Origin of the sequence: Salinarimonas ramus, from assembly GCF_014645695.1 — a bacterium.
Classification (GTDB): domain Bacteria; phylum Pseudomonadota; class Alphaproteobacteria; order Rhizobiales; family Beijerinckiaceae; genus Salinarimonas; species Salinarimonas ramus.
In genome coordinates, this window is the sequence record NZ_BMMF01000002.1 from 114,650 (window position 1) to 135,771 (window position 21,122).

At 71.4% G+C, this 21,122-nt stretch carries 20 protein-coding genes; 16 read left to right on the top strand and 4 right to left on the bottom strand.

The annotated features are described in order from the left end of the window. The first annotated feature begins 11 nt into the window (after positions 1–11). From ehuD to doeB, 6 genes are read left to right on the top strand one after another with little or no spacing between them, the layout of a single operon-like run. Positions 12–671 carry an ectoine/hydroxyectoine ABC transporter permease subunit EhuD gene (ehuD, locus tag IEX89_RS02885; RefSeq protein ID WP_188909378.1) on the top strand — a complete coding sequence of 220 codons (660 nt, stop codon included), beginning with the start codon at positions 12–14 and terminating at the stop codon, positions 669–671. Then, positions 668–1,456: an ectoine utilization protein EutA gene (gene eutA / locus IEX89_RS02890; protein ID WP_244645073.1), complete on the top strand. Its 789-nt coding sequence runs from the start codon at positions 668–670 to the stop codon at positions 1,454–1,456. The genes ehuD and eutA overlap by 4 nt, the downstream gene beginning before the upstream one ends. Beyond that, entirely contained in the window at positions 1,453–2,442 is a 990-nt protein-coding gene (gene eutB / locus IEX89_RS02895; RefSeq protein ID WP_188909380.1) for a hydroxyectoine utilization dehydratase EutB, read from the top strand. The genes eutA and eutB overlap by 4 nt, the downstream gene beginning before the upstream one ends. Next, positions 2,442–3,434 (top strand): cyclodeaminase, encoded by a 993-nt coding sequence (locus IEX89_RS02900; protein WP_188909382.1) that lies wholly within the window; start codon positions 2,442–2,444, stop codon positions 3,432–3,434. The genes eutB and IEX89_RS02900 overlap by 1 nt, the downstream gene beginning before the upstream one ends. Positions 3,435–3,469: 35 nt before the next feature. After that, a complete protein-coding gene (gene doeA, locus IEX89_RS02905; RefSeq protein ID WP_188909384.1) occupies positions 3,470–4,651 on the top strand; it encodes an ectoine hydrolase DoeA in 1,182 nt (393 codons plus the stop codon). 8 nt (positions 4,652–4,659) lie between these two features. Next, positions 4,660–5,673 carry a N(2)-acetyl-L-2,4-diaminobutanoate deacetylase DoeB gene (gene doeB / locus IEX89_RS02910; RefSeq protein WP_188909386.1) on the top strand — a complete coding sequence of 338 codons (1,014 nt, stop codon included), beginning with the start codon at positions 4,660–4,662 and terminating at the stop codon, positions 5,671–5,673. Between the two features lie 7 nt (positions 5,674–5,680). On the opposite strand, the gene argC is transcribed toward doeB, so the two are convergent. After that, positions 5,681–6,601, bottom strand: coding sequence for an N-acetyl-gamma-glutamyl-phosphate reductase (gene argC / locus IEX89_RS02915; RefSeq protein ID WP_188909388.1), 921 nt, complete (start codon positions 6,599–6,601; stop codon positions 5,681–5,683). Between the two features lie 280 nt (positions 6,602–6,881). Here argC and IEX89_RS02920 point away from each other — a divergent pair, with 280 nt between their 5' ends. From IEX89_RS02920 to IEX89_RS02930, 3 genes are all read left to right on the top strand, one after another. Next, positions 6,882–7,433, top strand: coding sequence for a hypothetical protein (locus tag IEX89_RS02920; RefSeq protein WP_188909390.1), 552 nt, complete (start codon positions 6,882–6,884; stop codon positions 7,431–7,433). Between the two features lie 84 nt (positions 7,434–7,517). Beyond that, positions 7,518–7,793, top strand: a complete 276-nt coding sequence (locus IEX89_RS02925) for a sulfurtransferase TusA family protein (RefSeq protein WP_188909392.1) — start codon at positions 7,518–7,520, stop codon at positions 7,791–7,793. Further along, positions 7,790–8,323: a DUF2478 domain-containing protein gene (locus IEX89_RS02930; RefSeq protein ID WP_188909394.1), complete on the top strand. Its 534-nt coding sequence runs from the start codon at positions 7,790–7,792 to the stop codon at positions 8,321–8,323. The genes IEX89_RS02925 and IEX89_RS02930 overlap by 4 nt, the downstream gene beginning before the upstream one ends. On the opposite strand, the gene IEX89_RS02935 is transcribed toward IEX89_RS02930, so the two are convergent. Continuing rightward, positions 8,320–8,997: a DUF1028 domain-containing protein gene (locus IEX89_RS02935; protein WP_188909396.1), complete on the bottom strand. Its 678-nt coding sequence runs from the start codon at positions 8,995–8,997 to the stop codon at positions 8,320–8,322. The two genes, IEX89_RS02930 and IEX89_RS02935, sit on opposite strands and share 4 nt — an antisense overlap. Before the next feature lie 201 nt (positions 8,998–9,198). Here IEX89_RS02935 and IEX89_RS02940 point away from each other — a divergent pair, with 201 nt between their 5' ends. The 5 genes from IEX89_RS02940 (at position 9,199) to IEX89_RS02960 (ending at position 15,740) form a co-directional block, all read left to right on the top strand. Then, positions 9,199–10,776, top strand: coding sequence for an ABC transporter substrate-binding protein (locus tag IEX89_RS02940; protein WP_188909398.1), 1,578 nt, complete (start codon positions 9,199–9,201; stop codon positions 10,774–10,776). A gap of 246 nt (positions 10,777–11,022) precedes the next feature. After that, a complete protein-coding gene (locus IEX89_RS02945) occupies positions 11,023–11,970 on the top strand; it encodes an ABC transporter permease (RefSeq protein WP_188910038.1) in 948 nt (315 codons plus the stop codon). Continuing rightward, positions 11,967–13,937, top strand: a complete 1,971-nt coding sequence (locus IEX89_RS02950; RefSeq protein WP_188909400.1) for a dipeptide/oligopeptide/nickel ABC transporter permease/ATP-binding protein — start codon at positions 11,967–11,969, stop codon at positions 13,935–13,937. The genes IEX89_RS02945 and IEX89_RS02950 overlap by 4 nt, the downstream gene beginning before the upstream one ends. Then, positions 13,934–14,935 carry an ABC transporter ATP-binding protein gene (locus IEX89_RS02955; protein ID WP_188909409.1) on the top strand — a complete coding sequence of 334 codons (1,002 nt, stop codon included), beginning with the start codon at positions 13,934–13,936 and terminating at the stop codon, positions 14,933–14,935. The genes IEX89_RS02950 and IEX89_RS02955 overlap by 4 nt, the downstream gene beginning before the upstream one ends. Then, complete coding sequence (locus tag IEX89_RS02960; protein WP_210317569.1) at positions 14,922–15,740, top strand: FadR/GntR family transcriptional regulator; 819 nt, start codon at positions 14,922–14,924, stop codon at positions 15,738–15,740. The genes IEX89_RS02955 and IEX89_RS02960 overlap by 14 nt, the downstream gene beginning before the upstream one ends. A gap of 4 nt (positions 15,741–15,744) precedes the next feature. Here IEX89_RS02960 and cysQ read toward each other — a convergent pair whose 3' ends face one another. Continuing rightward, entirely contained in the window at positions 15,745–16,539 is a 795-nt protein-coding gene (cysQ, locus tag IEX89_RS02965; RefSeq protein ID WP_188909411.1) for a 3'(2'),5'-bisphosphate nucleotidase CysQ, read from the bottom strand. 81 nt (positions 16,540–16,620) lie between these two features. Beyond that, positions 16,621–17,925: a UDP-glucose dehydrogenase family protein gene (locus IEX89_RS02970; protein ID WP_188909413.1), complete on the bottom strand. Its 1,305-nt coding sequence runs from the start codon at positions 17,923–17,925 to the stop codon at positions 16,621–16,623. A gap of 280 nt (positions 17,926–18,205) precedes the next feature. Here IEX89_RS02970 and IEX89_RS02975 point away from each other — a divergent pair, with 280 nt between their 5' ends. Further along, positions 18,206–20,116, top strand: coding sequence for a PhoX family protein (locus IEX89_RS02975; protein WP_188909415.1), 1,911 nt, complete (start codon positions 18,206–18,208; stop codon positions 20,114–20,116). Positions 20,117–20,285: 169 nt separating this feature from the next. Next, positions 20,286–21,080, top strand: a complete 795-nt coding sequence (locus IEX89_RS02980) for a thymidylate synthase (protein ID WP_188909417.1) — start codon at positions 20,286–20,288, stop codon at positions 21,078–21,080. Positions 21,081–21,122 lie beyond the last annotated feature (42 nt).

The window sequence follows — 21,122 nt, forward strand, 5'->3', positions numbered from 1 at the left end:
AGGAACGCGCCATGCTCTGGGACTGGTCCTTCGCGATCTCCATCATCCCGACCCTCTGGGAGGGCGTGAAGATCACGATCCTCGCGACGCTGCTCGGCTCGGTGGTCGCCGCGGTGGCGGGCCTCGCCATCGCCCTCCTGCGCCGCTCGACGAGTCTCCTCGTCTGCAAGCCGGTGGCCTTCCTCGCGGAGTTCTTCCGCGGCACGCCGCTCCTCGTGCAGCTCTACGTGCTCTTCTACGTGCTGCCCGACATCGGCATCACGCTCTCGCCGCTGGTCGCGGGCGTGATCGGGCTCGGCGTGCATTACGCCACCTACACGGCGGAGGTCTATCGCGCGGGCATCGACAACGTCGCGCGCGGCCAATGGGAGGCGGCGAAGGCGGTGAACCTCACGGCCTCCCAGACCTGGACGCGCATCATCCTGCCCCAGGCCGTGCCACCGATGATCCCGGCGCTCGCCAACTACTTCATCGCCATGTTCAAGGAGACGCCGCTCCTCTCCGCCATCACGATCCTCGAGCTGATGAATCAGGCGCGCTCCATCGCCAACTTCAACTACCGCTACATCGAGCCGATGACGATGGTGGGCGTGTTCTTCCTCGTGATCAGCCTGATCTCGGTCTTCGGCCTGCGCTGGCTCGAGCGGCGCTACGGGCGGGTCGGCTCGTGAGCGAGACGCCTCCCCCGCCCCGCTTGCTCGACCTGCCGCTCGGCTTCGACGCCGAGCCCGTCGAGAAGCGCATCGGCCTCGTCATCCTAGCGACGGACCATACGACGGAGCCGGACTTCGCGCGCATGGTGGGCGGGCCCGATGTCGGGCTCTACGTGGCGCGCATCGCCTACGCCAACCCGACGACGCCCGCGAACCTGCGGGCCATGCAGCCCGACCTCGCGCGCGCGGCGGCACTCCTCCTGCCCGACGAGCGGCTCGACGCGATCTGCTATTCCTGCACCTCCGCCTCCATCGTCATCGGCGACGAGGCCATCGCGGCCGCGATCCGCGAGGGCAAGCCGGGCGTGCCCGTCGTCACGCCGACGCGCGCGGCGGTGGAGGCGTTGCGGGCGCACGGCGCGCGGCGGATCTCGATCCTCACGCCCTACACGCAGGAGACCTCCGCATCGGTCGCGCCCTATTTCGAGGCCCACGGCTTCACGGTCGAGGCGCTTTCCTGCCTGGGCCTCGACGACGATCGGCGCATGGCGCGGCTCGACGCCGCGACGCTGCGGGAAGCCGCCGCCGCGGCGCTGGCGCCGGGCTCGGACGCGCTCTTCGTCTCGTGCACCGCCTTGCGCTCGGCGGCCGTCGCCGACGAGATCGAGCGTGCGCTGGGCCGGCCGGTCGTCACCTCGAACCTCGCCACCGCCTGGGCCTGCGCCAGGCTCGTCGGCGAGCGCCCGCGCAGCGAGGCGCGGCTCGCGGACCTTCCCCTCCCCGACCCCGCGGCCTTCGCATGAGGGCGCATCCCGGCCTCGCCGAGATCGAGCGCGCCCGCGCGGCCATCGCCGGGCGCGTGCGCCGCACGCCGGCGCGCCTCTCGCCGCGTCTCGCGGAGCGGCTCGGCGTGCCGGTGGTGCTCAAGCACGAGCACGAGCAGATCACCGGCGCCTTCAAGCTGCGCGGGGCGACGAACGCGCTCGCGAACCTCTCCGAGGACGAGCGCGCCCGGGGCGTGGTGACCGTCTCCACCGGCAATCACGGCCGGGCGCTCGCGCATGCCGCCCGCGAGGCGGGCGTGCGCTGCGTCGTCGCCATGTCGCGCCTCGTGCCGGGAAACAAGCGCGACGCCATCGCGGCGCTGGGCGCCGAGATCGCCATCCACGGCGCCTCGCAGGACGAGGCGCAAGAGGAGGTCGACCGGCGCGTGGCCGAGGGGGGCCTCGTCGAGATCCCGCCCTTCGACCATCCGGACGTCATCGCCGGCCAGGGCACGCTCGGGCTCGAGATCGTGGAGGACGTGCCCGACCTCGCGCAGGTGCTGATCCCGCTCTCCGGCGGCGGCCTCGCGGCGGGCGTCGCCGCCGCGGTCAAGGCGAAGCGCCCGCACGCCCGCATCGTCGGCATCACCATGGAGCGTGGCGCCGCCATGCATGCGAGCCTCGCCGCCGGCCGCCCCGTCCTCGTCGAGGAGGCGCCGAGCCTCGCGGATTCGCTGGGCGGCGGCATCGGGCTCGCGAACCGCCACACCTTCCCCATGCTGCGCGACCTCATGGACGAGGTCGTGCTCCTCACCGAGGACGAGATCACGCTCGGCATGGCCTTCTGCCACGTCGCCGAGGGCGTGATGGTGGAAGGCGGCGGCGCCGTCGGGCCAGGAGCGATCCTCGCCGGCAAGGTCCGCCCGATCGGCCCGACGGTGGCGCTGCTCACGGGTGCCAACGTCGATCCAGCGCAGCACGCCCGCATCGTCTCCGATCCCGAGATCCTCGAGAGGCTCGCCTGATGCCCAAGGTCGTCCTCGTCGGCGAGCGCGAGCTGCGCGATCTCGTCCCCCTCGACCGCGCCGCCCTCGACGCCGTGAGGGGCGCCTTCCTCGCGCTGGCCTCGGGCCGCGTGATCATGCCCCCGATCCTGTCCATGGCGATGCCGGAGGTGCACGGCGAGGTCGACGTGAAGACCGCCTTCGTGCCGGGGCTCGACGGCTTCGCCGTGAAGATCTCGCCGGGCTTCTTCGACAATCCGGCGCGGGGACTGCCCTCCGTCAACGGGCTGATGGTCGTCCTCTCCGCGACGACCGGCCTCGTCGAGGCGGTGTTCCTCGACAACGGCTGGCTCACGGACGTGCGCACCGCCGCCGCCGGCGCCGTCGCCGCCGATGCGCTGGCGCGCCCGGACGCGCGGATCGCCACCGTCTTCGGCGCGGGCACCCAGGCGCGCCTCCAGATGCAGGCCCTCGCCCTCGTGCGCGACCTCGACGAGATCCGCGTCTGGGCGCGCGACAGCGTCAAGGCCGCCGCCTGCGCCGCCGACATCGAGGCCGCGACCGGCGTGCGGACCCGCGCCGTGGGCGAGCCGCGTGCGGCGGTGAGCGGCGCGGACATCGTCGTCACGACGACGCCGTCGAGCGCCCCGATCCTCTTCGCCGGCTGGCTCGCGCCGGGCCAGCACGTCACCGCGATGGGCTCGGACGCCGATACGAAGTGCGAGCTCGACCCCGCGATCCTCGCCCGCGCCGACCGGCTCGTCGTCGACAGCCTCGCCCAGAGCCGCCGCCTCGGCGAGCTGCGCGCGGGCGTCGCAGCAGGCGCGATCGCGGCGGACGCAGCCGTCGACGAGCTCGGCTCCGTCCTCGCCGGCACCGCGCCCGGACGCCCCGGCCCGGATGCGGTCACGGTCTGCGACCTCACCGGCACCGGCGCGCAGGACACCGCCATCGCCGCCCTCGCCCGCGCCCGAGCCGATGCGGCGGGCGCGGGCCTCGCCACCGACCTCTGACGAGCCCTCGAGACACGAAACGCCGAGACGAGATCATGACCGACGTCGCCCTGAAGTTCTCCCGCGCCGAATACGCCGCGCGCCTCGCCAAGACCCGCAAGGCGATGGCCGCGCGCGGGCTCGATGCGCTCATCGTCACCGACCCGTCCAACATGGCCTGGCTGACGGGCTACGACGGCTGGTCCTTCTACGTGCACCAATGCGTCGTCGTCGGCCCGGAGGGCGAGCCCGTCTGGTTCGGCCGCGGGCAGGACGCGAACGGGGCGCGGCGCACCGCCTATCTCGCCCACGAGAACATCGTCGGCTACGCGGACCATTACGTGCAGTCCACCGAGCGCCATCCGATGGACTACCTGTGCACCGTGCTCGCGGAGCGCGGCTGGGGCCAGGGCACGATCGGCGTCGAGATGGACAATTACTACTTTTCGGCCCAGGCCTACGTGCGCCTGATGCTCGGCCTGCACGACGTGAAGTTCACCGACGCCACCGCGCTCGTGAACTGGCAGCGGGCGGTCAAGAGCGAGCAGGAGCTGACCTACATGCGCCAGGCGGCGCGGATCGTCGAGCGCATGCACCAGCGCATCCTCGACGTGGTCGAGCCGGGCATGCGCAAGTGCGACCTCGTCGCGGAAATCTGGGACGCCGGCATCCGCGGCACGCCCGAGACCGGCGGCGACTATCCGGCCATCGTGCCGCTGCTGCCGTCGGGCGCGGACGCGTCCGCTCCGCACCTCACCTGGGACGACAAGCCGATGCGGCGCGGCGAGGGCACGTTCTTCGAGATCGCGGGCTGCGTGAACCGCTACCATTGCCCGCTCTCGCGCACGGTGTTCCTGGGCGAGCCGAGCCGCGCCTTCCGCGAGGCGGAGGAGGCGACGCTCGAGGGCATGGAGGCGGGCCTCGCGGCGGCGAAGCCCGGCAACACCTGCGAGGACATCGCCAACGCCTTCTACGCGGTGCTCAAGAAGCACGGCATCGTCAAGGACAACCGCACCGGCTACCCGATCGGCCTGTCCTATCCGCCGGATTGGGGCGAGCGCACGATGAGCCTGCGCCCCGGCGACAAGACGGTGCTCGAGCCCGGCATGACCTTCCATTTCATGACGGGTCTCTGGCTCGAGGACATGGGCCTCGAGATCACCGAGAGCATCGTGATCACGGACAGCGGCGTCGACTGCCTCGCCGACGTCCCCCGCGAGCTGTTCGTGAAGGCCTGAGGCGCGCCATGGCGATCCCCGCTCCCGACCTGCCCCCCTCGCCGATCGTGCCCTCCATCGACCTTCAGGCCGACGGCGTGCGGCACGGGCACCTGCGCCTGCCCTACAGCCGGGACGATTCCGCCTGGGGCTCGGTGATGATCCCGATCTGCGTCATCGCCAACGGCGAGGGCCCCACCGCCCTCCTCACCGGCGCCAATCACGGCGACGAATACGAGGGGCCGATCGCGCTATACGAGCTCGCCCGCACGCTGCGGCCTCAGGACGTGACCGGGCGCGTGATCATCCTGCCGGCGATGAACTACCCCGCCTTCGAGGCGGGCACGCGCACCTCGCCGATCGACAAGGGCAACCTCAACCGCTCCTTCCCCGGCCGGCCCGACGGGACGCCGACGCAGAAGATCGCGGACTACGTCACGCGCGCGCTGGTGCCGCTCGCCGACGTGGTGCTCGACTTCCACTCGGGGGGCAAGACGCTCGACTTCGTCCCCTTCGCCGCGGCCCACCGCCTGCCCGACGGCCGCCAGGAAGCCGCGTGCAAGGCGGCGGTGGAGGCGTTCGGGGCGCCCTATTCCATGACCATGCTGGAGATCGACGCGGTCGGCATGTTCGACACCACCGTCGAGGAGATGGGCAAGGTCTTCGTGACGACCGAGCTCGCCGGCGGCGGCACGGCCTCGGCGCGCACGGTGGAGATCGCGCGCCGCGGCGTCAACGATCTCCTCGTCCATGCCGGCGTGATGCGCGGTGCGGTCGAGCGCCGCGAGACGCGCTGGCTCGACATGCCGTCTGGCGACTGCTTCGCCTTCTCCGAGGAGGCGGGGCTCGTGGCGTTCCGGGTCGATCTCGGCGAGCCGGTACGGGAGGGCGACGTCCTGGCGGAGATATCGCCCATCTCCCGCACCGGTGCCGCGCCGTTCACGGTGCGCGCGGCGATGGACGGCATCCTCGCCGCGCGTCATTTCCCCGGCCTCGTCAAGCCCGGGGACTGCGTCGCCGTGACCGCGCAGATCGTCGGCTGAGACGGCCTCAGGCGAGGCCGAGCATCAGGCGGATGTTCTGCACGGCGGCGCCGGACGCGCCCTTGCCGAGATTGTCGAGGCGCGCGACGAGGAGGGCGTGGCGCATGGCCTCGTTGGCGAAGACGCGCAGCTCCAGCGCGTCCGTGCCGTTGAGCGCCTGCGGCTCGATCCGGGTCTCGCCCGCCGTCGGCAGCACGCTCACGAGCCCGCCTTGCGGATAATAGGCCGAGAGCGCCGCCTCGAGCTCGGCGGCCTTGGGGGCGCCGGGCAGCGCATCGAGGTGGAGCGGCACCGAGACCAGCATGCCCTGCCGGAAATTGCCCACCGACGGCACGAAGATCGGCCGGCGCGAAAGGCCGCTATAGCCCTGCACCTCCGGCACGTGCTTGTGCTCCAGCGTCAGCCCGTAGAGCTCGAAAGCGGGCGCGGTGCCGGCCTCGTAGGCCTCGATCATCTGGCGCCCGCCGCCGGAATACCCGGAGACGGCGTTGATGGTCACGGGGAAGTCCCGCGGCACGAGCCCCGCCTCGACGAGCGGGCGAAGCAGCGCGATGGCGCCCGTGGGGTAGCAACCGGGGTTGGACACCCGTGCCGCGCCCGCGATCGCCTGCGCCTGCCCCGGCGCCATCTCGGCGAAGCCGTAGGTCCAGGCGGGATCGACGCGATAGGCCGTCGAGGCGTCGAGGATCTTGGGCGCGTCGGCCCCCAGCTCGGAGGCGAGCGCGACGGATTCCTTCGCGGCCGCGTCGGGCAGGCAGAGCACGACGAGATCGACGGAGGCCATCATGTCGCGGCGCGCCGCGGGGTCCTTGCGCAGCGCCGGATCGATGGAGCGGACCTCGATCCCGGGCACGTCCGCGAGCTTCTCGCGGATCTCGAGCCCGGTCGTTCCGGCTTCGCCGTCGATGAAGAGCGTGGGTGCGGGCATGGCTGGAACCCCGTTGGCGATGGTCGCAGAAGACGCTGGTCGATGGTGGGTGGAGACACGAAAAAGGCCGCGCATCGGGCGCGGCCTCGCGGGCGTCGGGCACGGCGTGAGCGCGCGCCTATCGCCGCAGCGAGGCGGTGAGCGGACGTCGGGCGCGGGCGCGGATCGTGATCATGGCGCCCTCATGCGCCCGGACGTCGCGCCTGTCAACCTTGGCGGAACCCCGCCGGCCAGCCTCCGTTCCGTTCGCCGAGGATGGAACCGCGAAAGGAGGCCCCGCATGTCCGGGACCGCGAAGAAGACCGACCCGAAGCTCTGGGAGAAGGTGAAGAAGGACGTCACCAAGTCCGACAAGGGCGGGCGCCCCGGCCAGTGGTCGGCGCGCAAGGCGCAGATGGCGACGCAGGAATACAAGTCCCGCGGCGGCGGCTACGAGGGCGAGAAGTCCTCGGACAACCACCTCAAGCAGTGGACCGACGAGGATTGGGGCACGAAGTCCGGCAAGAAGAGCGAGGACACGGGCGAGCGCTACCTGCCGAAGAAGGCGCGCAAGAACCTCTCCAAGGAGGAGTACCAGCGCACCACCCGCAAGAAGCGCGCGGACACGCGCCGTGGCAAGCAGTACTCCGATCAGCCCAAGGACGTGGCGAAGAAGACCGCGCGCCACCGCGACACGGGGCATGCCTCCTCGAAGTCCTCGTCGCGCTCCTCCGCCCGCGGCCGCTCCGGTGGCGAGCCGAGCAAGGCCGAGCTCTACGAGAAGGCGAAGAAGCAGGACATCGCCGGCCGCTCGAAGATGTCGAAGGCCGAGCTGATGAAGGCGGTGGGCTGAGGTTCGGCCTCGGGTCTCGCTCAGGCCCCGCCCGCGTCACCAGCGTGCTTGCGCAGTCGCGGGCGGCGGCTTACCCATCTTTGCATGACCGAGACAGAACTCGACCTGCGCGGCCTGAAATGCCCGCTTCCTGCGCTCAAGACGCGCAAGGCGCTCTCGCGCGCCGAGGCCGGCGCGCTCCTCGTCGTCACCTGCACGGACCCGATGGCGGCGATCGACATCCCGCATCTCCTGAACCAGACCGGGGACGAGCTCCTCGACCGCGAGGCCCGCGCGGGGGAGAACGGGGCACAGCTTCTCGTCTTCCGCATCCGAAAAGCCGCGTCCGCGAGCACCGCATCGACCAAGGCCGGCGCATGAGCGAGCCGACGCCCCGCATCGCCGCCCTCGTCTACGGCCGCAAGGAGCCGGTCTCCGCGCTGATGGAGGGCTTCGCGGCGCGGCTGCGGGCGCGCGGGCTTCGCGTCGCGGGGCTCGTGGAAGCCGATCTCGAGGCGGACGCGTGCCTGCGCGGCGAGATGGCGCTGCGCGATCTCGGCTCGGGCGACGTCGTCTCGATCTGCCAGGACCTGGGGTCCGGCGCCACCGGCTGTCGCGTCGATCCGCGCGGGCTCGCCGAAGCGGGCGCGCGCCTCGCCGCCGGCCTCGCGGCTGCGCCCGATTGCGTCGTCGTCAACAAGTTCGGCAAGCTCGAAGCCGACGGCGAGGGGCTCGCCGACGAGATCGGGCAATGCGTGGCGCAGGGCGTCCCGCTCGTCATCGGCGTGCCCGCGCGCTTCCGCGCGGCGTGGGACGCCTTCGCCGGCGGCCTCGACACGCCGCTGCCCGCGACGGCGTCCGCGCTCGACGCCTGGTGGGCGACGCTCGCGCGCGAGCCGGCTTCGGCTTAAGCATCGCGCGGCCGCTCCGCCCGCTTCTCCGGCTCGGCCAGGGTCGGAATCCCCGACAGGAAGCGCTGAAAGTCCGGCTCCAGCGTCGCGGCGCGGATCGTGCGCAGGCGCGCGATCGGGTCCGCGTCGTCGTCGGCGCGCAGGTCGACGGGCGGGCGGGTTCGCGAGACGATGCGCAGCGCCGCCGAACGGTCTCCCCGCGCGTCGCCGCCCGCGACCGCCCCTTCCGCAAGCGCCGCGAGGAGGCGCTCGGCGAGATCGCCCGTCGCCCGCCGGTAAGCGTCCGCCACCCGCTCCGCCAGATCCACCGTCGCGACCCAGTTCGCCACGACGACGAGCCCCGGCTCGGCCAGCGCGCAGCGGGCCGCGAGGTTGTCGGCGCCGGTGAAATGGGCGACCCTGCCCTCCCGATCGAGCACGGCGAGCTGCCGCGCGGCCGAGCCCGCATCCTCGTGCGCGAGGCGCGCCACGACATCCTCCGGCGTCTCACCGCGCGCGAGCGCCCGCAGGGCGGCCCCGCCCCAGAGCGTCGAGGTGCTCAGACCTTGCGTCGCGACCATGCCGAGGTCGGGCTCGGCATGGAGCACGAAGCCGCCGACGACGGGCGTTCCCGTGGCGACGGCGCCGCCGAGATCGCCGGTCGCCGGATCGCGCGCGAGGATCGAGTAGGTCATGCGATCGCCTCCCTCGTCGATCCGCGAGCCGTGCTTCTGCTCCGATGCCCGCAAATCGATCATGACGCATGCTTGATCGGGCCGAATTTATCAGGATAAATTCAGCCATCAATGCGCGCGCCCGGCAATCGGGGAACGCAGCGCATCCACGGGGGACGTGATCCGGCCGGAGCGAGGCCGCATTCGAAAAGGACGACGACCATGCATCTTCGCCGCACAGGCCTTCTCGCGAGCGCGGCCATCGCCGCGACGCTCATCCTGGCGCCCGCCGCACCGCCGGCCCTCGCCCAGACGCCGCCCGGCGTCCTCGCCATCGGGCAGATCGCGGAGCCGAAGTCCCTCGACCCCGCGGCGGTCACCGCAGCCAACGACTTCCGCATCGTCGTCAATCTCTACGACGGCCTCGTGCGCTACGCCGACGGCTCCTTCGAGATCGAGCCGGCGCTCGCCGAAAGCTGGGAGGTGTCCGAGGACGGCACGGTCTACACCTTCACGCTGCGCGAGGGCGTCACCTTCCACGACGGCACACCGGTGGACGCCGAGGCGATCGTGTTCAATTTCGATCGCATGCTCGACGAGGAGCACCCCTACCACGACACGGGGCCCTTCCCGCTCTCGTTCTTCTTCTCCGCGATCGAGGAGGTCGAGGCGGTGGACGCGCGCACGGTGCGCTTCACGCTCAACGAGCCCTACGCGCCCTTCCTGTCGAACCTCGCCTATCCCACGGGACTGATCGTCTCGCCGACCGCGGTGGCCGAGCACGGCGCCGATTTCGGGCGCAACCCGGTGGGCACCGGCCCCTTCCGCTTCGAGAGCTGGGACGCGAACACCGCCGTCGTCGTGGTTCGCAACGAGGAGTACTGGGACGGCGCGCCGCCGCTCGAAGCCGCGATCTTCCGCCCGATCACGGATGCCAACACCCGCGTCGCGGAGATGCTGTCGGGCGGCATCGACGTGATGGTGGAGGTGCCGCCGGATTCGGTCTCGCGCTTTGCCGAGAGCGAGGATTTCGAGCTCTACGAGCAGGCCGGGCCGCATCTGTGGTTCCTCATCCTCAACGCCAAGGAGCCGCCCTTCGACGACGTGCGCGTGCGCCAGGCGGTGAACTACGCCATCGACAAGGAGACGCTGGTCGAGAACGTGCTGCAGGGCACCGCCGAGGTGGCGTCCGGTCCGATTCCGCCCGCTTTCGCATGGGCTTACAACGAGGAGCTCGAGCCGTATCCGCACGACCCCGAGCGCGCGCGCCAGCTCATCGAGGAGGCCGGCGCCACCGGCTCGACCGTGACGATGTTCGTCACCGAGGGCGGCTCCGGCATGCTCGACCCGGTGCCCATGGGCACGGCCATCCAGGCGGATCTCGAGGAGGTGGGGCTCGACGTCGAGATCGAGACCTACGAGTGGAACACCTTCCTCGCGCAGGTGAACCCGGGCCTCGAGGGCAAGGCCAACATGGCGCAGATGGCCTGGATGACGAACGATCCCGACACCCTGCCCTATCTCGCGCTTCGCTCCGAGGCGATGCCCGACAACGGCGGCTTCAACTCGGGCTACTACTCGAACCCCGAGGTCGACCGCCTGCTCCAGGAGGCGCGCACCGCCACCGACCAGGAGGAGCGCGCGCGCCTCTACAAGGAGATGCAGGAGATCGTCCACGAGGACGCGCCCTGGGCCTTCGTCGCCAACTGGAAGCAGAACGCGGTGACCTCCGCCGCCGTGGACGACTTCGCCCTGCAGCCGTCGTTCTTCCTGCTGCTGCACGACGTGACGAAGGAGTGAGGCGTCACGTTCGCGACGCACGAGACGGACGCCGCCCTCCTCCTTCCCTGTAGGGGAAGGTGGCGCCGGCGTAAGCCGGTGACGGATGGGGCACGCCGCAAGGCGTGTTCCGCGCAGCGGAAGTTCCGGCATCCGCTGCCGCCGTCGCTCTTCGGCTTCGCCGAACGCGCGTCCCGCGCGCCCCATCCGTCTCGGCGCTGCGCGCCGATCCACCTTCCCCTACAGGGAAGGAAAAGGACCGTGGCCATGCACCTCTACATCGCAAAGCGCCTCGCGGCCCTGGTGCCGATCCTGTTCGGGCTCACGCTCGTCGTGTTCTTCATCATGGCGCTGATCCCCGGCGATCCGGCGCTCGCGATCCTGGGCGCCTACGCCACGCCCGAGAACGTGGCGCGGCTCAATGCTCAGCTCGGCCTCGACGAGTCGTTGCCCGTCCAATATCTCACCTGGCTCGGCAACCTGCTCCAGGGCGATCTCGGCCGCTCGTACTCGCTCAACCGCCCGGTGCTCGACGAGGTGCTGGAGCGCTTCTCGGCGACGCTGATCCTCGCGGGGGCGGCGCTCGTCCTGTGCACGATCTTCGGCCTTCTCGCCGGCATCGTCTCCGCCGTGCGCCAATACGGGCTCGCCGACAAGGCGGTGACGCTCCTCGTGCTGGTGGGCATCTCCATGCCCTCCTTCTGGCTGGGCCTCCTGCTCATCCTGTTCTTTGCGGTGGAGCTGCGCTGGCTGCCGGCGTCCGGCATGTACGCGATTTACGGCGGCGGCGACCTGCCCGATCTCCTCTCGCACCTGATCCTCCCCGCCGCGACGCTGGCGGCGGTGGCGACGGGCGTCGTCGCACGGCTCACCCGCTCGGCGATGCTGGAAGTGCTGCGACAGGACTTCATCCGCACCGCCCGCGCCAAGGGCCTGCCGGAGCGGCGCGTGATCTACGTCCACGCCTTCAAGGCGGCGCTCGTCTCGATCATCCCCGTCATCGGCATCCAGGCGGGGTTCGTGCTCGGGGGCGCCGTCTATATCGAGACCGTGTTCCAATGGCCCGGCATCGGGCGCATGCTCGTCCAGGCGATCTCGACGCGCGACATCCTCCTCGTGCAGGGCGGCGTGCTCGTGGTCGCCGCCTCCTACGTCCTCATCAACCTCCTCGTCGACGTGCTCCAGAGCCTGGTCGACCCGCGGGTGAAGGCATGAGCGCGATCTCCACCTCCTCCTCCGCCGGGGACGCGGCGCGCACGCCCGAGAGGCCGAAGCGCCGCTCGTTCCTGCGCCTTCTCCTGCGCAACCGGCTCGCCGGGCTCGGCCTCGTCGTGCTCGCGGCAATCGTCGCAATCGCGATCCTCGCGCCGATCCTGCCGCTCGCCGACCCGAACGCCACGGCACCGGCGAACCGGCTCCTCCCGCCTCTCTCGGAGGGGCACCTGCTCGGCACCGACGAGCTCGGCCGCGACCTCCTCTCGCGGCTCGTCTGGGGCACGCGGCTGTCGCTCTTCATGGGCGTCGCGGCGACCCTCGTCGCGGCCCTTCTCGGCTCGACGATCGGCCTCGTCGCCGGCTATTTCGGCGGGCGGCTCGACAATGCGCTCATGCGCTCGATCGACATGCTGATGGCGTTTCCCTACATCCTGCTCGCGCTCGCCATCGTCGCGGTGCTCGGGCCGGGGCTGCTCAACGCCCTCTACGCCGTCGCCATCGTCAACATCCCCTTCTTCGCCCGCAACATACGCGGCGTGACGGTGGGGCTGTCGCACAAGGACTTCGTGGAGGCCGCGCGCCTGTCCGGCATGGGCCACGGCCGCATCCTCGTCTCCGAGGTCCTGCCCAACGTCATGCCCGTGATCGTCATCACCATGTCGACCACGGTCGGCTGGATGATCCTCGAGACGGCGGGCCTCTCGTTCCTCGGGCTCGGCTCGCAGCCGCCCCAGGCGGATCTCGGCTCGATCCTGGGCGAGGGACGCAAGGTGATGCTCACCGCGCCGCACGTCACGACGATCGCCGGCATCACCATCTTCCTGCTCGTGATGAGCATCAACCTCGTCGGCGACGGCGTGCGCGACGCCCTCGATCCGCGCCTCTCCGCGGGTGCTCTCGCCCGCCCCGCGCCCGTGACGCGCATCGCCCGTGCGAAGAACGCCGACGACGCCGCGCCGCCTGAGGGCTCCCCCGCGCTCGCGGTTCGCCGGCTCTCCACCCGCTTCGAGGTGGGCGAGCGCATCTATCGCGCGGTCAACGACGTCTCCTTCACGATCAGGCGGGGCGAATGCCTCGGGCTCGTGGGCGAGAGCGGCTCGGGCAAGTCCGTCACCGCCCTCTCGCTGCTCGGCCTCGTCCCCTCCCCGCCCGGCGTGATCCGCGCGGGGCGCGTCTGGCGCGAGGGCGAGGACGTGCTCTCGCTCTCGCGCGAAAAGCTGCGCGCGCTGCGCGGCGGGCGCGTCTCCTACATCTTCCAGGACCCGCTCACCACGCTCCACCCGCTCTTCACCGTGGGCGACCAGCTCGTCGAGGCGATCCGCGCCCACCGCCCCGCCTCGCATGCAGAGGCGTGGACGCAAGCCGTGGCGCTCCTCGACCGGGTGCGCATCCCCGCCGCGGCGGACCGCGCCGAGGCGCTGCCGCACGAGCTCTCGGGCGGCATGCGCCAGCGCGTCGCCATCGCCATGGCGCTCGCCAACGAGCCGGACCTGATCATCGCCGACGAGCCCACGACGGCGCTCGACGTCACGGTCCAGGCGCAGATCCTGGCGTTGCTCGACGAGCTGCGCCGGGAGAGCGGGCTCGCCCTCCTGTTCATCACCCACGATTTCGGCGTCGTCTCCCAGCTCTGCGACCGGGTGGCGGTGATGTATGCCGGCAAGATCGTCGAGGAGGGCCCGACGCAGGCCGTCCTGGAGGCGCCGGCGCACCCCTACACGCGCCTGCTGATCGCCTGCGTGCCGATCCTCGGCTCGGGCAAGCGCGCGCTCGACGCCATTCCCGGCCTGCCGCCCGCGGTGGACCGGCTGCCCGACGGCTGCGCCTTCGCCCCGCGCTGCCCGCGCGCGACGGCGGCCTGCAAGGAGGGCGAGATCCCGCCGGTCTCGGTCGCGGACCGCCGCTCCGCGCGCTGCCTCTATGCCGGCGAGGTGATGCGCGCCGCCACCGAAGGGAGCGCGGCATGAACGCGTCGACCGCACCGATCCTGGAAACGAGCGGGCTCGGCAAGACCTTCGGCGGCGGGCGCACGCTGCTGGGCGCCCGCAAGCCGCAGGTCCATGCCGTGCGGGACGTGACGCTCGCCGTCGCGCCGGGCGAGACGCTCGGCGTCGTCGGCGAATCGGGCTGCGGCAAGTCCACCCTCGCGCGCATGCTGGTGGGCCTCGTGCCGCCGACGAGCGGGACCATCGCCCTCGACGGCCAGGCCCTGACGGATGCCGCGAAGGCCGGCCCGCGCGCCTTCGGGCGCACGATCCAATACGTCTTCCAGGATCCGACGAGCGCGCTCAACCCGCGCAAGACCATCCGCCAGATCCTGGAGGCGCCGCTGATCCACCTCATCGAGGCGGACGCGCCCGCGCGCGAGCGGCGCGTCGCCGAGCTGATGGACATCGTCTCGCTGCGCCCGGAATTCCTGGAGCGCTATCCGCACGAATTCTCCGGCGGGCAGGCCCAGCGCATCGGCATCGCCCGCGCGCTCGCCGCCGAGCCGCGGATCGTGGTGCTCGACGAGCCGGTCTCCGCGCTCGACGTGTCGGTGCAGGCGCAGGTGCTGAACCTGCTCTCCGACCTGCGCACGCGGCTGGGGCTCACCTACCTCTTCATCAGTCACGACCTCGCGGTGGTCGAGGCGATCGCGGAGCGGGTGGCCGTGATGTATTTCGGGCGTGTGGTCGAGACCGGACCGGTCGACGAAGTGTTCCGCGCCCCGCGTCACCCCTATACGCGCCTCCTCCTGTCGTCGGCGCCGGCGATCGGCGCGCGTGCCGAGGCCTCGGACGCGCCGCAGGCGGAATTGCCGGACCCGACACGCCCGCCGCCGGGCTGCGCCTTCGCCGGGCGCTGCCCCAACGTCCGGGACGATTGCCGTACGGCGCCTCCGCCGCTCGTCCCGATGGGCCGTGGTCGCGCCGCCGCCTGCCTGCATCCGCTCCCCGCCGAGGGCGCCGATGGCCCCGCCTGACGAGACGCCAGCTCCCCTCGGCCCTCCTCCCCTCGCCCGGCCGCGCGGGCGCACCCGCACCATGCAGGTCGCGGAGACGCTCAAGGACTGGATCCACGAGCGCGGGCTGGAGCCCGGCGATCGCCTGCCGCAGGAGCGCGAGCTCATCGCGCTCTTCAAGGTCAGCCGCGGCACCATGCGCGAGGCGCTCAAGCTGCTCGAGGCGCAAGGCCTGGTGCGCGTGCGCACCGGCCCCTCCGGCGGCGCGCAGGTCGCGGAGCCCTCCGTGGAGCAGGCGGCCGAGCTGCTCGGCAACTACTTCTTCTTCAAAGACCTGACGATCCGCGACATCTACGCGATTCGAAAGCGGCTGGAGCCCGATCTCGCGGCCTCCGTCGCCGAGATCGCGACCGAGGCGGACGTGCGGCACCTGCTCGCGGCGATGACGCTCTACGAAGCGCCCGCCTTCGGGGCGCAGGAGGAGCGCCGGCAATGGATCGCCGAGCTCGAGTTCCACGACGTGCTCGTCTCCCTCGCGCCCGACCCGCTCCTCGCCTTCGTCTGCGGCTTCGCCATCCGGCTCCTCAAGGATCTCGCCGTGTGCCGGACGATCTACGAGCGCCCCTCGCCGGAGCTGCGCCATCGCGGGCGGCTCTACCAGCTCGAGCTCGTCGACGCCTTGCGCGCCCGCGACCCGGAGGCCGCGCGGCGGACCATGAGCGCGCACATGGCCTTCGCGGAGGAGGTGATGGTGGCCGAGGAGGCCGTGGTGCGCCGCGCCTTCCTGCGCGCGCGTCGCGACGCGGCGCCGCCGCGCCTTCCCTGAAGGCTCAGGCGGAGCGTGCGCCCCAGGCGACGAAATCCGGGTTCGCCCACGGCTTCGCGCCGGCCGCCCACGGCCCACCATAGGTGAGCGGCGTGCCGTCGAGACGCTCCACGCGCCCGCCCGCCGCCTCCAGGATCGCGTGGCCGGCGGCCGTGTCCCATTCCATGGTGGGCGCGAGGCGCGGATAGACGTCGGCTTCGCCCGCGGCGAGGAGGCAGAATTTCAACGAGGACCCGCGCGAGGCCCGCTCGCACACGCCCAGCGACGCGAGGAACTCCTCCGTGCGCGGTCCCGCGTGCCGGCGGCTCGCCACCGCGACGGGCGCGGATGCCGGCGTCGTGCGCGCGCGGATCGTGCGCCACGGACCGGGCGCGCCGTCGACGACCTCCGCCTCGCGCGCCCCCTCGCCGACCACGCCCGCGCAGATCCGCCCGAGCGCCGGCGTGTGGATCACGCCGGCGACGGCGCGGCCCTTGTCGACGAGGGCGATGTTGACCGTGTACTCGCCGGTGCCGGCGACGAATTCCTTCGTGCCGTCGAGGGGGTCGATCAGGAAGAAGAGCCCGCTCTGCGCCGGCGCGCGCTCGCCGGCGCTCTCCTCGGAGACGATGGCGATCTCAGGGAAGGCGCGCCCGAGCACGGCGGCGATGGCGGCGTCCGCCGCCTCGTCGGCGGCGGTGACGGGGGACCGATCGGCCTTGAGCCGCACGTCCGTCTCCCCGGAGCTCGCCACGGCGAGGATCGCTCGCCCGCCGGCGAGCGCCGCCTCGATCATCGCCTGCGTCAGCGCCTCGTCCATCCGCTCGACCTCGCAACTCGCTCGCGCATCTGGAACCCTAGCGCCACGAGCCCGGGTTGCAAGGCCGAATCGCCGCGATCCTCAGACGCGCCCGACGCTCGTATAGGAGAAGCCCGCCTCGCGCACCTCCTCGGGGCGGTAGACGTTGCGCAGGTCGACGAAGACCGGCGCGGCCATGATGCGCTTGAGCCGCTCGAGATCGAGCGCACGGAACGCGTCCCACTCCGTCACGAGCACGAGCGCGTCCGCGCCCTCGGCGCAGGAATAGGCGTCGTCTGCGTAGGCGATGCCGTCGAGCACCTTCTTCGCCTGCTCCATCCCCTCGGGATCGTAGGCGACGACGTCCGCCCCGCCGTCCTGCAGCGCCTGCGCGATGGCGATGGAGGGCGCGTCGCGCATGTCGTCGGTGTTGGGCTTGAAGGTGAGGCCGAGCAGCGCCACGCGCTTGCCGCGCACGGCACCGCCGCAGGCGGCGACCACCTTGCGGCCCATGGCGCGCTTGCGCTGGTCGTTCACCGCCGCCACGGTCTCGACGATGCGCACGGGGCACTCGGCGTCCTGGGCGGTCTTGATGAGGGCGAGCGTGTCCTTGGGGAAGCACGAGCCGCCGTAGCCGGGGCCGGCATGCAGGAATTTCGGGCCGATGCGGTTGTCGAGGCCGATGCCGCGCGCGACGTCCTGGACGTTGGCACCCACCTTCTCGCAGAGATCCGCCATCTCGTTGATGAAGGTGATCTTGGTCGCGAGGAAGGCGTTGGCGGCATACTTGGTCAGCTCGGCCGTGCGGCGTGAGGTGACGAGGATGGGCGAATGGTTGAGGTAGAGCGGGCGATAGACCTCGCGCATGACCTCGGCGGCGCGCTCCTCCTCGGCGCCGACCACGATCCGGTCGGGGCGCTTGAAGTCGGTGATGGCCGCGCCCTCGCGCAGGAATTCGGGGTTCGAGACCACCGCGAAATCCGCGTCGGGCCGCTCCTCGCGGATGATGCGCTCGACCTCGTCGCCCGTGCCCACCGGCACCGTCGACTTCGTCACCACGACCGTGAAGCCGCGCATGGCGTGGGCGATCTCGCGGGCGGCGCCGGTGACGTAGGAGAGGTCCGCGTGCCCGTCGCCGCGGCGCGAAGGCGTGCCCACCGCGATGAACACGGCGTCCGCCCGCGCAACCGCCTCGCCGAGGTCGGTCGCGAAGGTAAGTCGGCGCTGCGCCACGTTGCGGCGGACGAGATCCTCGAGGCCCGGCTCGTAGATCGGCATCCGGCCCGCCTCGAGCGCCTCGATCTTCGAGGGGTCCTTGTCGACGCAGCACACCTCGTGGCCGAAATCGGCGAAGCAGGCCCCGGAGACGAGGCCGACATAGCCCGACCCGATCATGGCGACGCGCATGGCGAGATCATCCTTCTCGTGGAGGCGCCCCGCCGGCGCGAGCCGCGGGGCGCGAACGGTGGTAGAAGCGCAAGCGAACCCTGACAAGCCTCCCGGCGCGCAAAGGTTCACCGCTCCTTCGGATCGACCGCGCGAGCCTATCCGTTGCCGGCGACGGAACCGTGACGCGTCCTCGGCTCACGCGCGCGACGAGCCGGCGGGCCGCACCACCCTCGCGAGCGTCATCCAAGCTTCACACGGGCCTCCTACGAAGGGTTCCAACCTGGATGGGAGGTACACCATGACCGATATCGACAAGTCGAAGCTGAGCTGGGACGAGTGGGACGAGCTGCACTTCCCGCGGCCCGCCGAGAGCGGCTTCGACCGCGTCGTCGAGCGCGCGATCTCGCGCCGCGGCTTCCTCGGCGGCGTGCTCGCCTTCGGCTCCGGCGCGGCCGCGATGGCGACGGGTCTCCTCTCGTCCACGTCGGTGCTCGCGCAGGCGGCCTCGCGCTTCGCGTTCACGCCGATCCAGGCGCAGACCGACGGCACCGTGCACGTGCCGGACGGCTATTCCTGGCGCGTCCTCGCGGCCTGGGGCGACCCGCTCGTCTCCGCGGCCGACGGCTACGACGTCACGCAGGGCGGCGGCTCGGTCGAGCATTCCGACCAGGTGTTCGGCGAGAACACGGACGGCATGGAGACCTTCTCCTACCAGGGCCGTCAGCTGATCGCGATCAACCATGAATACGTCAACCCGGACCTGAACCTGCCCGCGCAGAACGAGGGCGTGGCGCAGACGGCGGACGAGGTGATCAAGCTGCAGAACCTGCAGGGCGTCACCGTCATGGAGATCGCCGAGGGCGCGGACGGCTGGGCCGTGGTGAAGGACAGCCCCTTCAACCGCCGCATCCATCATCGCACGCAGATGCGCCTCGCCGGCCCCGCCGCCGGGCACGACCTCCTCAAGACCGAGGCGGACCCGACCGGGACCGTGGTTCTCGGCACGCTCAACAATTGCGGCTCGGGCAAGACCCCCTGGGGCACCTACCTGACCTGCGAGGAGAACTTCAACGGCTATTTCGGCGCCACCGAAGCGCTTTCCGCCGACGAGAAGGTGATCGCCGGCTACCGCCGCTACGGCGTCGGCGACGAGGGCCGCTACCAGTACGAGCTCTTCGACGCGCGCTTCGACACGGCGAAGAACCCCAACGAGCCGCACCGTCACGGCTGGGTCGTCGAGATCGACCCCACCGACCCGACGAGCACGCCCGTGAAGCACACCGGCCTCGGCCGCTTCAAGCACGAGAACGCCGAGGTCGTGCTCGCCCCCGACGGCCGCGTGGTCGTCTACATGGGTGACGACGAGCGCGGCGAGTTCCTCTACAAGTTCGTCTCGAACGGCATCTACACGCCGGGCGGCTCCACCGAGGGTCTCCTCGACGACGGCACGCTCTACGCCGCGCGCTTCGAGGACGACCAGACCGGCGAATGGGTGGCGCTCACCCCCGAGACGACCGGCATGGAGATGGCGGAGATCCTGATCTTCACCCGCATGGCCGCCTCGGCCGTCGGCGCCACGACCATGGACCGCCCGGAATGGATCGCGACGAACCCCGTCGCGGCGGAGGCCTATTGCTGCCTCACCAACAATTCGCGCCGCGGCGTGAAGACCGACGACGGCTCCATCCGCACCAATGCGGGCGGCGACGTGATGGCGGTGAACGCGCCCAACCCGCGCGAGACCAACGAGTACGGGCAGATCGTCCGTTGGCGCCCGGAGGGCGACGACCACGCCTCCGACCGCTTCACGTGGGACCTCTACGTGATGGCCGGCAATCCCACCGTCCATTCCGACGCCTATGCCGGCTCGGCGAACATGAACGCGGGCAACCTGTTCAACTCGCCCGACGGCATGGCGATCGACTCGACCGGGCTCGTCTGGATCCAGACGGACGGCGACGACGACAACGAGGGCGACTTCGCCGGCATGGGCAACAACCAGATGCTCGCGGGCGACCCCGTCACCGGCGAGATCGTGCGCTTCCTCACCGGCCCGAAGGGCTGCGAGGTGACCGGCCTCGCCTGGTCGGCGGACCTGCGCACGATGTTCGTGGGCATCCAGCACCCCGGCAGCGGCTGGCCGAACGGCTCGCCGGAGCGCTCGGCGGTCATCGCGATCAAGCGCGACGACAACGGCCTCGTCGGCTGACGCCGCCGCGAGGGACGAGACGAGGAAAGGGCCGCGGCGGATGCGCTGCGGCTCTTTCTCGTTGGGATGGGGGGAGCCGGTCCGAGCCTGTGAATCACGAGTGGCGCGGGCGTGCGCCGGGCGGGCCGCGGGGTTATGGTCGGCGCCCAGGCCCGCGACGGATCCCGCCATGCACCAGTACCACGACCTCCTCCAGCGCATCCTCGACCACGGCGTCGAGAAGTCCGATCGGACGGGGGTCGGGACGCGGTCCGTGTTCGGGCACCAGATGCGCTTCGATCTCGCCGCGGGCTTTCCGCTGCTCACCACGAAGAAGCTGCACATCCGCTCCATCGTGCACGAGCTGCTCTGGTTTCTCGCCGGCGACACCAACGTGCGCACGCTCCAGGAGAACGGCGTCAGCATCTGGGACGAATGGGCGGACGCCGACGGCGAGCTGGGGCCGGTCTACGGCAAGCAATGGCGCTCCTGGGAGAAGCCCGATGGCGGCACCATCGACCAGATCGCCTGGCTGCTCGGCGAGATCCGCCGCAACCCCGATTCGCGCCGGCTCGTCGTCTCCGCCTGGAACCCGGCCGACCTCGACCGCATGGCGCTCGCGCCCTGTCATTGCCTGTTCCAATTCTACGTGGCGGACGGCAAGCTCTCCTGCCAGCTCTACCAGCGCTCCGCGGACGTGTTCCTGGGCGTGCCCTTCAACATCGCGAGCTACGCGCTCCTCACCCACATGATCGCGCAGGCGACCGGGCTAGGCGTGGGCGATTTCGTCCACACGTTGGGCGACGCGCACCTCTACTCCAACCATCTCGAGCAAGCCCGCACGCAGCTCGAACGAGAGCCGCGCCCCCTCCCCCGCCTCGTGCTGAACCCGAACGTGACGGACCTCTTCGCCTTTCGCTTCGAGGACATCGCCATCGAGGGCTACGACCCCCACCCGGCCATCAAGGCGCCGATCGCGGTGTGACACGGATGTCATCCCGGGTTCGCGTTCGCGGCCCGGGATGAC

Excerpts from the sequence above, each read along its gene's own strand:
- ehuD (WP_188909378.1), top strand. The coding sequence starts at position 12 with ATGCTCTGGGACTGGTCCTTCGCGATCTCCATCATCCCGACCCTCTGG.
- eutB (WP_188909380.1), top strand. The coding sequence starts at position 1,453 with ATGAGGGCGCATCCCGGCCTCGCCGAGATCGAGCGCGCCCGCGCGGCC.
- IEX89_RS02900 (WP_188909382.1), top strand. The coding sequence starts at position 2,442 with ATGCCCAAGGTCGTCCTCGTCGGCGAGCGCGAGCTGCGCGATCTCGTC.
- doeA (WP_188909384.1), top strand. The coding sequence starts at position 3,470 with ATGACCGACGTCGCCCTGAAGTTCTCCCGCGCCGAATACGCCGCGCGC.
- doeB (WP_188909386.1), top strand. The coding sequence starts at position 4,660 with ATGGCGATCCCCGCTCCCGACCTGCCCCCCTCGCCGATCGTGCCCTCC.
- argC (WP_188909388.1), bottom strand. The coding sequence starts at position 6,601 with ATGCCCGCACCCACGCTCTTCATCGACGGCGAAGCCGGAACGACCGGG.
- IEX89_RS02920 (WP_188909390.1), top strand. The coding sequence starts at position 6,882 with ATGTCCGGGACCGCGAAGAAGACCGACCCGAAGCTCTGGGAGAAGGTG.
- IEX89_RS02925 (WP_188909392.1), top strand. The coding sequence starts at position 7,518 with ATGACCGAGACAGAACTCGACCTGCGCGGCCTGAAATGCCCGCTTCCT.
- IEX89_RS02930 (WP_188909394.1), top strand. The coding sequence starts at position 7,790 with ATGAGCGAGCCGACGCCCCGCATCGCCGCCCTCGTCTACGGCCGCAAG.
- IEX89_RS02935 (WP_188909396.1), bottom strand. The coding sequence starts at position 8,997 with ATGACCTACTCGATCCTCGCGCGCGATCCGGCGACCGGCGATCTCGGC.
- IEX89_RS02940 (WP_188909398.1), top strand. The coding sequence starts at position 9,199 with ATGCATCTTCGCCGCACAGGCCTTCTCGCGAGCGCGGCCATCGCCGCG.
- IEX89_RS02945 (WP_188910038.1), top strand. The coding sequence starts at position 11,023 with ATGCACCTCTACATCGCAAAGCGCCTCGCGGCCCTGGTGCCGATCCTG.
- IEX89_RS02950 (WP_188909400.1), top strand. The coding sequence starts at position 11,967 with ATGAGCGCGATCTCCACCTCCTCCTCCGCCGGGGACGCGGCGCGCACG.
- IEX89_RS02955 (WP_188909409.1), top strand. The coding sequence starts at position 13,934 with ATGAACGCGTCGACCGCACCGATCCTGGAAACGAGCGGGCTCGGCAAG.
- IEX89_RS02960 (WP_210317569.1), top strand. The coding sequence starts at position 14,922 with ATGGCCCCGCCTGACGAGACGCCAGCTCCCCTCGGCCCTCCTCCCCTC.
- cysQ (WP_188909411.1), bottom strand. The coding sequence starts at position 16,539 with ATGGACGAGGCGCTGACGCAGGCGATGATCGAGGCGGCGCTCGCCGGC.
- IEX89_RS02970 (WP_188909413.1), bottom strand. The coding sequence starts at position 17,925 with ATGCGCGTCGCCATGATCGGGTCGGGCTATGTCGGCCTCGTCTCCGGG.
- IEX89_RS02975 (WP_188909415.1), top strand. The coding sequence starts at position 18,206 with ATGACCGATATCGACAAGTCGAAGCTGAGCTGGGACGAGTGGGACGAG.
- IEX89_RS02980 (WP_188909417.1), top strand. The coding sequence starts at position 20,286 with ATGCACCAGTACCACGACCTCCTCCAGCGCATCCTCGACCACGGCGTC.